The organism is Massilia sp. METH4 (assembly GCF_037094685.1).
In the GTDB taxonomy this organism is placed as follows: domain Bacteria; phylum Pseudomonadota; class Gammaproteobacteria; order Burkholderiales; family Burkholderiaceae_D; genus Rugamonas.
Genome location: NZ_CP146614.1, coordinates 4,236,608 through 4,248,505, shown reverse-complemented (window position 1 = coordinate 4,248,505; position 11,898 = coordinate 4,236,608). Strand labels below are relative to the sequence as shown.

The 11,898-nt window shown below is 62.5% G+C and carries 9 protein-coding genes; 2 read left to right on the top strand and 7 right to left on the bottom strand.

What is annotated here, in order from left to right:
- Positions 1–265: 265 nt before the first annotated feature.
- Positions 266–1,558, top strand: a complete 1,293-nt coding sequence (locus V6Z91_RS18760; RefSeq protein ID WP_338759523.1) for an NAD(P)/FAD-dependent oxidoreductase — start codon at positions 266–268, stop codon at positions 1,556–1,558.
- A 158-nt stretch (positions 1,559–1,716) separates the two neighbouring features.
- Here V6Z91_RS18760 and V6Z91_RS18755 read toward each other — a convergent pair whose 3' ends face one another.
- From V6Z91_RS18755 to V6Z91_RS18745, 3 genes are all read right to left on the bottom strand, one after another.
- Positions 1,717–2,556, bottom strand: a complete 840-nt coding sequence (locus V6Z91_RS18755; protein WP_338759520.1) for a class III extradiol ring-cleavage dioxygenase — start codon at positions 2,554–2,556, stop codon at positions 1,717–1,719.
- 49 nt (positions 2,557–2,605) lie between these two features.
- Positions 2,606–3,460, bottom strand: coding sequence for an SDR family oxidoreductase (locus V6Z91_RS18750; protein WP_338759517.1), 855 nt, complete (start codon positions 3,458–3,460; stop codon positions 2,606–2,608).
- Positions 3,461–3,525: 65 nt separating this feature from the next.
- The gene (locus tag V6Z91_RS18745; RefSeq protein ID WP_338759514.1) at positions 3,526–4,101 is read right to left on the bottom strand and encodes a YceI family protein; all 576 of its coding nucleotides are present in this window, start codon (positions 4,099–4,101) and stop codon (positions 3,526–3,528) included.
- A gap of 137 nt (positions 4,102–4,238) precedes the next feature.
- Here V6Z91_RS18745 and V6Z91_RS18740 point away from each other — a divergent pair, with 137 nt between their 5' ends.
- Complete coding sequence (locus V6Z91_RS18740; protein WP_338759511.1) at positions 4,239–5,132, top strand: LysR family transcriptional regulator; 894 nt, start codon at positions 4,239–4,241, stop codon at positions 5,130–5,132.
- A gap of 69 nt (positions 5,133–5,201) precedes the next feature.
- Here the strand turns inward: V6Z91_RS18740 and V6Z91_RS18735 are convergent, their stop codons facing one another.
- From V6Z91_RS18735 to V6Z91_RS18720, 4 genes are read right to left on the bottom strand one after another with little or no spacing between them, the layout of a single operon-like run.
- Positions 5,202–5,807, bottom strand: a complete 606-nt coding sequence (locus tag V6Z91_RS18735) for a TetR/AcrR family transcriptional regulator (protein WP_338759509.1) — start codon at positions 5,805–5,807, stop codon at positions 5,202–5,204.
- Between the two features lie 44 nt (positions 5,808–5,851).
- Entirely contained in the window at positions 5,852–7,270 is a 1,419-nt protein-coding gene (locus V6Z91_RS18730; protein WP_338759506.1) for an efflux transporter outer membrane subunit, read from the bottom strand.
- A gap of 1 nt (position 7,271) precedes the next feature.
- Positions 7,272–10,424, bottom strand: coding sequence for an efflux RND transporter permease subunit (locus V6Z91_RS18725; protein WP_338759503.1), 3,153 nt, complete (start codon positions 10,422–10,424; stop codon positions 7,272–7,274).
- Positions 10,425–10,444: 20 nt separating this feature from the next.
- Positions 10,445–11,644: an efflux RND transporter periplasmic adaptor subunit gene (locus tag V6Z91_RS18720; protein ID WP_338759500.1), complete on the bottom strand. Its 1,200-nt coding sequence runs from the start codon at positions 11,642–11,644 to the stop codon at positions 10,445–10,447.
- Between the last annotated feature and the right edge of the window lie 254 nt (positions 11,645–11,898).

Genomic DNA, 11,898 nt, shown 5'->3' with positions numbered 1-11,898 from the left:
GACGATCGCGCTTGCTGCGGGGAACCTGCGACCTTGCCTCGGGTCCGGCTGGTGCTCCCGGTAATACAGGGATTTGCGAACCGGGCAGCACCGAGGCCGGGCCGCGCTAGCGCCGTGTTAGCTACCCCATCGGCAACCGCGTGCTCTGATGCGAAAGCCTCAGCTAAAATTGAACTGTCCCGTACGGTTAATCGCCGGCGCTCGAAGTTTCGCGCCGCTACATCATTCTGTCATTCTCCACAGCGCAACAGGAAAGGGCACCTACATGGTAAAGGACGAACACAAGCTGGTCATCATCGGTGGCGGAGTGGCTGGACTGGATTTGGCCACGCACCTGGCCGGAAAGCACGCCGGGAAGAAGCGCCTGGCGGTTACGCTGGTTGACCGCGAAACCGCTTATGTCTGGAAACCGATGTTGCACACGATCGCTGCCGGAACGTCGGACTCTGGAGCGCAACAGACGGTATTCGCAGCCCAGGCACTGTCGCATGGCTTCGATTTCGAACTGGGCGAGGCCATTTCCATCGATCGCTCGCGGCGCCAGGTCAGCCTCGCACCGCTCATTTCCGGCGGAGAAGAAATTGTCCCCGCACGATCGATCGCTTACGACACATTGGTACTGGCTGTTGGAAGCAAGGCAAACGATTTCGGCACGCCTGGCGTCGCGGAGCACTGCGCACGCATCGACTGTCGGTCCGAGGCGATCGCATTCAACGACCGGCTGCGCGCCAAGTTGGTCAAGTATGCACTGGCGAAACAGGCGCTCACCGTCGGTATCGTCGGCGGCGGTGCGACCGGGGTGGAGTTGGCGGCCGAGCTGATACAAATCGCCGCGGTGGCAGAGCAGTACGGCATCCGTGGAGCTGCGGGCTATCTGAAGGTCTTGCTGATCGAATCGGGCCCGCGCCTGCTCGGACCGTTTCCCGACAAGGTGGCAAGCGCCGCGCAGACGAAGCTTGAGGCGCTCGGGGTCGAAGTACGTACGGGCGCGCGCGTGACGAAGGTCGACAGTGCCGGGTTCCACTTCATCGATGGTGCGACGCTACCGGCCGACCTCAAGGTCTGGGCCGCGGGCGTGAAGGCACCCGAGTTCCTCGGTACGCTGGAAGGCCTGGAACGAACCAGATCCGGACAGCTGGTGGTCGGCCCCACGCTGCAAGTCGAATCCGACCCTGCCCTCTTCGCGCTTGGCGACTGCGCCAGCCCGAGGCTGCCTGGGCGGGAGGCGCCGGTGCCCACTACGGCCCAGGCTGCCTTTCAGCAGACACGCTATCTCGGCAAATACCTGCCCAGGATCATTGCCGGCGAAGCGGCGCCGGCCGCAAGCTACGAGGACTTCGGCTCGCTGGTCTCGCTGGGCGGTTACGGTGCCTACGGAACGCTCGGCCGATTTGGCTTCTTCGACGGCGGCTTCATACGGGGCCGCGTTGCCCAGCTTGGCCACGCGATGCTGTACCGGCAGTACCAGTCGAGGATCCATGGCCCGTGGAAGGGCAGCCTGCTGTGGCTGATCGATGTTCTCAGCCGGCGCGTCAAGCCCTCGGTCAGGCTGTCCTGACCGAGGGCAAGCATTGAGGTCCTGGACGCTGGGCGGTGTGTTCACGCGTGAGTTGCGTCACCGAACCGTCGCATCGACGGCACGCATGCCCAAATCAAAGCAAGCTCTGCTGGCGATGCGTCGAAGCGTGCACTGCGACCTGTCGCGTAGGCTTTCCGTCATTCATCCGATCGCGCCGTGCCAGCGTGCCCGGCATTCACGCCGAATTCATAGGACGCCATCGCGATCTTCATGAACTGGTCGACGAACAGCGTGCGCCCAGGGTCTTCCTGCGCGGCGCCGGCGACAACCATCAACGGCAATAGATGGTCTTCTCGAGGATGCGCCCTGCGTGCCATCGGCGCCGTTTCCCAAGCCGCCAACATCGCATTGCGCATGGCGGGGCTTTCATGGGCGATCGCCGTTGCCAGGAATCGTTCGAAGGCAGTCGACACCGTGAGCGATTCATCGCCGCCGAAATTGCGCATGTTGTGATACGTCAGTCCGCTGCCAATAATGAGAACACCCTCGTCGCGCAACGGTGCAAGCGCCGCCCCTATCCGGATATGTTCGGCCGCGTCATAGTCCGATTTCATCGACAGCATCACGACGGGAATGTCGGCGTCGGGATACATCAGGCTCAGCGGCACAAAGACGCCGTGATCGAAACCGCGCGATGGGTCCGCGCCGGTCGGCACCCCGGCCGAAGCCAGCAATTCGCTTACCTGGCCGGCAAGCCATGGCGCGCCGGGGGCGGGGTAACGGATGTGGTAGGTGTGCTCAGGGAACCCCGAGTAGTCGTATTCCATCGGCGGCCGCTCCGCGGTCGACACCGTAAACTCACGGCATTCCCAGTGACCCGAGATCATCAGTATCGCCTTGGGCCTGCCAGGAAGGCGCGCAGGCAGAGCGGCGAATTCACGCGCGGTAACGGCGAGTCCCTGGCGCATCGGCGCGACCCATGGCCACGGCCCACCGCCATGGGACAGGAAATAGACGGGTAAACGGCGTGATTGCACGACAGCTCCTCATTGGCCACGGCGCGCTGTGCGCCGTGGCCCGGTACGGTTATTGTTCCAGCCCGGCCTTGACCATCATCGCCAGCGACGTGCTCGGCCGGCCGATCAGCTTGCTGAGCTGGCGGCCGTCATCGAACAGCGCCCCCTGGGCGATGCCAGCGTCCGATTCGGCCAGTACGGTTGCCATGAACTCCGGCACCCCTGCCTCCATCAGTGCAGCGCGGTGTTCGGCCTGTGGCATGTTCTGGTACGCGACCGGCCGCCCTGATTGACGGGAGATTTCCGCAGCCAGCGCGGTCAGCGTGAACGACTCGTCGCCTGCCAGCTCATAGACGCGGCCAGCCTGGTTGGCGCGGGTCAGCACCGTGGCTGCGGCCAGGGCGAAATCGGCGCGCGCCGCGGCCGATATGCGCCCCTCGCCGGCACAACCGATCAGGACACCGCTCTGCACGGCGCCAGGGATCAGGCCCAGGTAATTATCCAGATACCAGCCGTTGCGCAATATTACATGGGCAAGACTGGAATCCTTCAGCAATGCTTCGGTTTCCTTGTGTTCGGCCGCGAGCGGAAGCGGCGAGGTGTCGGCATGCAACAGGCTCGTATAAGCCAGCAGCTTCACGCCGGCCTGCTGTGCCGCCTCGATGACAGCCCGATGCTGCGGCGTGCGCTGGCCCACTTCGCTCGATGAAATCAGCAGCAGCCGCTCGACACCGGCGAGCGCCGGGCCGAGCGTGTCGGGCCTGTTGTAATCAGCCAGGCGAACATGCACGCCCGCAGCCTGCAGGCTGGCTGCCTTTGCAGGATCGCGCACCAGCGCAACGATCTCGCTGGCGGGCATTTGCCTCAACAGTTGTTCGATGACGAGCCGGCCGAGCTGGCCGGATGCTCCGGTAATGCCAATCATATGATCTCCTTGTGTCTGGAATCGATCGGGCACGCTCTAGCGGCTCGCACCCGGATCGCCGGGCGTTACTGCGCCAAGGCTTCGAACGAGATGTCAATTCGCACGTCGTCGCCGACCGCCGGCGCGTACGCGCCGGCACCGAATTCGGAACGCTTGATCACCGTGTATGCGTTCGCGCCGATGGCGTCCTTCTTCATCATCGGGTGCGGCTTTGCCTGGAACGATGTCACCGTCAGGGCAACCGGACGGGTAATACCCTTGATCGTCAGATTGCCGTCGACGCGAACAGGCCTGTCGCCTTCGAACGCCACGCTGGTCGATTTGAAAGTTGCCGTTGGGAACTTGGCGGTATCGAAGAAGTCAGGGGCCTGAATATGCTCATTGAACAGGGCCGAACCGGTATTCACGGACTTCATGTCGATGGACACGTCGACCGACGCTTTCTTCGCGGCCTGATCGAATACCACTTCGGCAGACGTCTTGTTGAACGTGGACTGCTGCGAGGAAAAACCCAGGTGGCTGTATGAGAAGCGCGGGAAAGTATGAGTGGCGTCGGCGGTATAGATCTTGGGTGCAGCCAGTGCCGGGAAAGCCGTCGTGGCAAGGCCAATCGCGTAGAACAGGTGAGTGAGTCGGGTCATTCGATATCCGTCATGTGATAGTGGTCTGCGCATTCTGCGCGGTGCAACAGATGCGGTCATGAAGCCACTATAGATGCGCCCCGGATTTTGCACTAGACGGTATAATCGGGAATCACTGTACGGTAAGACGCACAATAATGGATCTCGATGCGGTACTCGTGTTTGTCAGGGTGGTCGATACCGGCAGCTTTTCTGCAGCAGCCAAATTGCTGAAGATGCCCAAGACAACCGTTAGTGCCAAAGTGGCCGCGCTGGAAAAACGCCTTGGGGTGACGCTGCTGCAGCGCACGACACGCAAGCTGCACGTCACCGAAGGGGGCCAGCGCTATTACCAGCACTGCGCCAGGGCGGTCGAAGAACTAGAACTTGGAGAGTCGGCATTGATGTCGACACGGAGCAGACCGAGCGGCCTGCTGAGAGTGACCGTGCCCATCGATATCGGTCATACCTTGCTCCCCGTAATCACACGGGCTTACCTCGACAGATACGAAGACGTTCGCGTGGAAATGATCCTCTCGAATCGCGTTGCCGACCTGATTGGCGAAGGCATAGATCTGGCAATACGGGCAGGTTCCCTGAAGGATTCCTCCATGATCGCGAAACCCTTTCGCGACCTGACCATCGGGCTGTGGGCTGCCCCGCATTACTTGAAGGCGCACGGGACTCCCGCTCGTCCGGAAGAGCTGGCGCTGCACCACTTCGTCAGCTATGCAGGGATGAAATCACTTCGGCTGTGGAACGGCAAGGTCGAGGTCGATATTCCGGTCACCGGCCGTGTCATCGCCGACGATTCCATTGCGATCAAGGCCATGCTCGCGCTCGAAGGCGGCATCGGTTTGCTACCCGACTTCCTGGCGGCGGACGCCCATCGCTCCGGGGCCCTGGTCCCCGTGCTGGATGGGTGGCGACTGGCGATGGTTAGCGGGTTTTCGTTCGTCTACCCAGGCCAGAAGTACACATCGCCGAAAGTCCAGGCTTTCATCGACACGGCACTTCAGGTAATTGCAGAGCAGCCGACAGTGCCGCGATGACCGCTTTGTATCCCGCGGATCACGCCGTCCAGGCACTGTCGCGCGATCCAGTGTGCTGTCCTGTCGGGTTCACTCGTACAACAATCCCCTGACCGCTATCCGGACCGATTCTGCCAGGACAGCAGTGTTAGCCCCCTGCTCGTGCAGCGCACGCATCCGCAAGCCTTCGAACAGCGAGAAGATGGCACTGGTGCGTGCACGAAGGACTCCCTCGTCGATCGCCAGGCCAAGCCGCTCCCGGCCTGCCCGCAGGCCGCTGATGAACACCGTCTGCGCGCGGTGCTCGGCATCGCGCGCAATATCGGCAACGACCGAGTTGCGGCAGGCTTCGGCGGCAATTTCCACTGGCAGCCTTGCTTTCTCGGCATCGATCGATTCGTCGATCCATTTGGGCACCGCCTGCAGTATTTCAGCGAGGGGATCCACCGACAGTTCGATGGCGCCGATCTGCGCCGCAAGACGGCTGACACGTTCCGAAACGAGGGCGGCGATAATCGCATCCTTGCCATCGAAGTAATGGTAGATGTGCCCTGGGCTCATGCCCGCGGCGCGCGCGATCGACGCCATGCTGGCGCCGTGGAAACCGCTGCGCGCCATGCACATCGCCGCCGCGTCAAGCACCTGTTTCCGGCGCAGGTTTCCCCGCGCTATCTGCTCTGGTATCCTGCTTGCCATGGCTGTCGTGCCCCGCAATGGTGCGTCCTGGGCGGGGCCTCGCATTACTGCCAGCCTCCGCCGAGTACCTTGTACAGTGTCACCCGGTTGCTTGCCCTGGCGAGCCGCGCACTGATGTCGCCCTGCTGAGCCGCGTACAGGTTGCGTTGCGAGACCAGGGCGTTTAGGTATGACTCGGCGCCCTTCTGGTAGCGCTGTTCGTGGATGCGGTAGCTTCTGGCGGAAGCTTCCACCAGTGCCGCCTGGGACGCCACGCGCTCCTCGAGCGTGCCACGCTGCGCCAGCGCGTCGGCCACCTCGCGGAATGCCGACTGGATCGCCTTCTCGTATTGCGCTAACGCAATGTCCCGGTTGGCTCGCGCCAGGTCCAGGTTGGCCTGGTTCGCGCCGCCCGCAAAGATCGGCAGCGTCAACTGCGGAATGAACGTCCAGGTGCCCGCACCGGCCTTGAACAGGTTCGACAACGAACTGCTGGCTGCACCGGCGGAGGCTGTCAGGGAGATGCTTGGGAAAAACGCTGCTCTAGCCACGCCGATGTTGGCGTTGTAGGCCTGCAGCGTGCGCTCGGCGGAAAGCACGTCGGGGCGGCGCTGCAGCACCTCCGATGGCACGCCTTCCGGCATGTCAGCCAGTTGGGTAACCGGCTGCAGCGCGTCCTGCGGCAGCAAGTCGGCCGGCACTTCGGCGCCGACCAGCAGCGTGAGCGCATTGCGGTCCGCAGCTACCTGTGCGGTATAGACGGCCACGTCGCTGCGCGCCGACTCCACGCTGGTCTGGGCTTCATACATGTCCAGGCCGGATGTGGCGCCGGCTTCGAAGCGGCGTTTCGACAGCTCCAAAGAGATCTGCTGGCTCTTCAGGGTGTCCTGCGCCAGGCGCAGGCGCTCCTGGTCGGCGGACAGCGTCAGCCATGCATTGGCCACTTCCGACACGAGGCTGATCTGCTGGGCCCGACGCGCTTCCTCGGTTGCCAGGTATTGCTGCAGTGCCGATTCCGCCAGGTTCCTTACCTTGCCAAAGAAGTCGAGCTCGAAGGCCGATATCCCCAGTCCCGCGCTGTACTGGCGCGTGATGTAGCCTTCGCCAGTGGCCGAGGCATTGTCCGGCACGCGCTGGGCAGTCTGGCCGACGCTGGCGTTCACGTTCGGCACGCGGTCGGCGCGTGTCACACGATACTGTGCACGGGCGGCCTCGATGTTGAGAACGGAAACGCGCAGGTCCCGGTTATTGCCCAGTGCCAGTTCGATCAGTTGCCTGAGCTTCTCATCAGCGATGAAATCGCGCCACGCAATGTCTGCCGCCTGGTTCGGATCGACCGCAGCCGGGGCTGCCTGATATGCCTCGCCCTGCGGCCAGGCCGGCGTGACCGGGGCTGCCGGTCGCTGGTAGACCGGCGCCAAGTTGCAACCGGCAAGCGCCGCTGCCACGGCGAGGCCAACCAGGGAAAATCGAATCTTGTTCATGTCAATGGGTTTCCTTAACGATGGCACCGGTTGCCTGCAGCGCATTGTCAGTGGCCTTCGCCCCGAACATGCTGCGCACCAGCACGAAAAAGACCGGTACAAAGAAGATGCCGAGGAACGTTGCCGTCAGCATGCCTCCCAGCACGCCCACGCCAATGGCGTTCTGGCTGCCGGAGCCAGCGCCGCTTGCCACGGCGAGCGGCAGCACGCCAAGGCCGAAGGCGATTGACGTCATGAGGATTGGCCGCAGGCGCAGCTTCACCGCTTCCAGCGTGGCTTCGCGCAGATCGCGGCCGCTCTCCTGCAATTCCTTGGCAAATTCGACGATCAGGATCGCATTCTTCGCCGCGAGGCCGACCACCGTCAGCAAGCCGACCTGAAAGTACACGTCGTTCGACAAATGGAACAGCGTGGTGGCCAGCACCGTGCCGAGAATACCCAGCGGGACTACCAGCAGTACCGATACCGGCACCGACCAGCTTTCATACAGGGCGGCCAGGCAGAGGAACACGATCAGCAGCGAAATCGAGTACAGCATTGGGGTCTGCGAACCCGAGTCGCGTTCCTCGACCGACAGGCCGGTCCATTCATAGCCGATGCCTGCTGGCAGTTGCGCTATCAATTTCTCCATCTCCGCCATTGCCGCACCAGAGCTCACGCCTGGCGCCGGGGTACCCTGGATATTGACCGAAGGCAGGCCGTTGTAGCGCTCCAGGCGTGGCGATGCATATATCCATTGGCCCGACGCAAAGGCCGAGAAAGGAACCATTTCTCCGGCCGTGTTCCGGACAAACCACTTGTCGAGGTCTTCCGGCGCCATGCGCGCATCGGCCTGGCCCTGCACATAGACTTTCTTCACACGGCCGCGGTCGATGAAGTCGTTGACATACGACGATCCCCAGCCCACCGACAGCACGCGATTCACGTCTGACACCGACAGTCCCAGCGCGGTCGCTTTCTGCTGGTCGATCGTGACCTTGTACTGCGGTGTGTCTTCCTGGCCGTTAGGGCGCACGCCCGCCAGCATCTTATTCTGCGCGGCCATGCCGAGCAACTGATTACGCGCAGCCATCAACGCGTCATGCCCCACGCCGCCCACGTCCTGCAATTGCAGGTCGAAGCCCGAAGCGTTGCCCAGCTCGATCACCGCCGGCGGCGCGAACGAGAACACCATCGAGTCGCGCAACTGCAGCAGTGCGCCCATGGCACGGCCGGCAATCGCACTGACCTTGTTTTCCGCGCCGGCCCGTTCGGACCAATCCTTCATCCGCACGAAGGCGATACCGGTATTCTGGCCATTGCCGCCGAACGAGAAGCCGGCCACGGCGAACACCGAAGCGACGTTGGCCTTTTCCTGGTTCAGGAAGAAGTCCTCGACCTTCTCGATCGTCTTCAGGGTGCGTTCCTGCGTGGCGCCGGTCGGCAGCTGGATCTGCGTGAACAGCACGCCCTGGTCTTCGTCCGGCAGGAACGAGGTCGGCAACCGCATGAACACCAGCGCCAGCACGGCCAACAACACGGCATAGAGGATCATCGACGGCACACGGCGGCGAATCATGCCGGCCACCGCCCCCTGATACTTGTCCGTGCTCTTTTCGAACGTGCGGTTGAACCAGCCGAAGAAGCCGCGGTTCGTCAAGTGATGGCCCTTCTCGACCGGCTTGAGGATAGTGGCGCACAGCGCCGGCGTGAAGATCATGGCCACCAGCACCGACAGCACCATGGCCGACACAATCGTGACCGAGAATTGCCGGTAAATCACGCCGGTGGAACCACCGAAGAAGGCCATCGGCACGAATACGGCGGACAGCACCATCGCGATGCCGACCAGCGCGCCCGAAATCTGGCCCATCGATTTCTTGGTCGCCTCCTTCGGCGACAGGCCTTCCTCCGTCATCACGCGCTCGACGTTTTCCACCACGACGATTGCATCGTCCACCAGGAGGCCGATGGCAAGCACCATCGCGAACATCGTCAGCGTGTTGATCGAATAACCAAGCGTGGACAGCACGGCGAAGGTGCCGAGCAGCACGACGGGGACCGCCATCGTCGGGATCAGCGTGGCGCGGAAATTTTGCAGGAACAGGTACATCACAAGGAACACCAGCACGATGGCCTCGGCCAGCGTCTTGACCACTTCCTCGATCGACAATTCGACGAACGGCGTCGTGTCGAAGGCGGTCACCGCCTTCATTCCTTTCGGGAACAGCTTGCTGAGCTCCTCGACTCGGGCCTTGACGGCTTCAGCAGTGTCCAAAGCATTCGCGCCGGTGGCCAGCTTGATGGCGATACCCGTGGCCGGCTTGCCGTTAAAGCGCGCCACCGTGTTATAGCTTTCCCGACCCAGCTCCATGGTCGCGACGTCGCGCAGATGCACCGTGGCGCCATTGGCTTGCGTTTTCAGCAGGATCGCACCGAACTGCTCGGCGGTCTGCAGTCGGCTCTGGGCGGTCACGGTCGCGTTTAACTGCTGTCCAGGAACCGAAGGCGAACCACCCAGCTCACCCGCGGAAACTTCCGCGTTCTGCGCCTGCACGGCAGTGATCACGTCGGCTGGTGTCAGTTGATAGCTGGTCAGCTTGGTCGGGTCCAGCCAGATACGCATCGCATATTGCGAACCGAACTGCGTGACATCGCCCACGCCGGCTACGCGGGACAATGGATCGAGCACGTTGGCTGCGACATAGTCCCCCAGGTCGCCGTTGTCCATGCTGTTATCTTCGGACACAAAGCCCAGTACCAGCAGGAAGTTCTTTGTCGCCTTCGACACGACCAGTCCCTGCTGCGTGACGGCAGCGGGCAGCAGTGGCGTGGCCAGCTGCAGCTTGTTCTGTACCTGAACCTGGGCGATGTCGGGGTTGGTGCCGTTCGCGAACGTCAGCGTGATGCTGATACCGCCGGTTGAATCCGACGACGAGCTCATGTAGCGCAAGCCGTCGATACCCTTCATCTTCTGCTCGATGACCTGAGTGACCGCGTCTTCCACCGTCTTCGCCGAAGCGCCCGGGTAAGAGCCGGAAATCGAAATCGAAGGCGGCGCGATGCTGGGATACTGCGCGATCGGCAGCCCCCAGATAGCAAGTGCGCCCGCGAGCATGATGACGATCGCGATGACCCATGCAAAGATGGGGCGATCGATGAAAAATCTTGCCATGTTGTTTTACTCCTGCTGGCTTAATGGGCGGCGGCGGGCTTGGCACCAGCTACACCGGCCGCTTCCGGAGCAACCACGGCGGGCGCGCCAGGCTTGACTTTCTGGATGCCTTCGACGATCACCCGGTCTCCAGTTGCCAGGCCCGAACTGACCAGCCATTTGTCGCCGGCGGTTCCCGTCGTGGCGATCACACGCTGTTCCACGATGCCTTGCCGATTCAGGACGAGTGCCGTCGCTTCGCCTTTTTGGTTGCGGCTGACGCCCTGCTGGGGCACGGCAATGGCCTGTTCGTTCACTCCGCTTTCGACGACAGCCCGCACGAACATGCCCGGCAGCAGCTCGTGCTTCGGGTTCGGGAACAATGCCCGCAGCGTGACATTGCCCGTCCCCGGGTCAACGCTCGCGTCGGCGAACTGCAGCTTGCCTTCCTGCGCATAAGTGGTTCCGTCGGCCAGTTTCAACGTGACCTTACCGGAAGCTTTCTTCATGCCGTCGCCTTCCATCGCCTTGCGCAGCCGCAGCAATTCCTCACCAGACTGCGTGACGTCGACATAAATGGGGTTGAGCTGCTGGACAGTGGTGAGCGCCGTGGCCTGCCCGGCCGTCACCAGCGCACCGGCGGTGACATTGGAACGGCCGATGCGGCCCGAGATCGGTGCCTCGACCTTCGTATACCCCACGTTGATGCGCGCACTCTCCAGCTGTGCCTTCGCCGATTCGACGTCGGCACGGGCCTGCGCTTCGGCGGCCACGGCGTCATCGTAGTCTTGTCGGCTCACACCCTCTATCTCCACCAGCTCCCTATAGCGTTTCACTTTCGGCCCGGCTGTCAGGAGGTTCGCCTGTGCACGCGCCAGCGCGGCCTTGGCAGCAGTGAACGACGCCTGGTACGTGGCCGGATCGATCTGGTACAGGGGCGTCCCCGCCGTCACGTCAGCACCTTCCGTGAACAGGCGTTTCTGCACGATGCCGGCCACCTGAGGGCGTACTTCCGCGATCTGGAACGCCGACGTACGGCCTGGCAACTCGGTGACTACCGGCAGCGCCTGGGGCTGCACCGTGTAAACGGATACCTGTGCTGGAGGCATCTTACCCCCCGGCCCACCCTGGCCAGCCGGCTGTTGCTTATCGGAGTCGCAGCCGGCGGTCAGCGCCGCCGCACCTGCGAGGAAAAGAATGCCTGCCGACCGATGCGGCTGGCTGAAGAGAGACCTGTTCATACATACTTCCAGTCTTGTTAGAAAGATAGAATGAATATTCATTCTACATTTGAGCGAAAAAGTGCCACTGGGCGAGATTGCTCCCCACCTTGTCAAAACCGGTGAACCCATGACCACGACTCTAAACTAAACGACCTAGTTCAGTAAAGAGATTTTTAGGATAGTTGCCGCACGGATGCAACAATAAGGGTCCGCCTGCCGCGCAGCCGTGGCCGACCTGCGGCGCCGGCAACCTGCCGAGTTGCAGGTCCCAG

What these genes read in the sequence shown, in the direction of transcription:
- V6Z91_RS18760 (WP_338759523.1), top strand. Translation starts at nt 266, where the DNA reads ATGGTAAAGGACGAACACAAGCTGGTCATCATCGGTGGCGGAGTGGCT.
- V6Z91_RS18750 (WP_338759517.1), bottom strand. Translation starts at nt 3,460, where the DNA reads ATGATTGGCATTACCGGAGCATCCGGCCAGCTCGGCCGGCTCGTCATC.
- V6Z91_RS18745 (WP_338759514.1), bottom strand. Translation starts at nt 4,101, where the DNA reads ATGACCCGACTCACTCACCTGTTCTACGCGATTGGCCTTGCCACGACG.
- V6Z91_RS18740 (WP_338759511.1), top strand. Translation starts at nt 4,239, where the DNA reads ATGGATCTCGATGCGGTACTCGTGTTTGTCAGGGTGGTCGATACCGGC.
- V6Z91_RS18735 (WP_338759509.1), bottom strand. Translation starts at nt 5,807, where the DNA reads ATGGCAAGCAGGATACCAGAGCAGATAGCGCGGGGAAACCTGCGCCGG.
- V6Z91_RS18730 (WP_338759506.1), bottom strand. Translation starts at nt 7,270, where the DNA reads ATGAACAAGATTCGATTTTCCCTGGTTGGCCTCGCCGTGGCAGCGGCG.
- V6Z91_RS18725 (WP_338759503.1), bottom strand. Translation starts at nt 10,424, where the DNA reads ATGGCAAGATTTTTCATCGATCGCCCCATCTTTGCATGGGTCATCGCG.
- V6Z91_RS18720 (WP_338759500.1), bottom strand. Translation starts at nt 11,644, where the DNA reads ATGAACAGGTCTCTCTTCAGCCAGCCGCATCGGTCGGCAGGCATTCTT.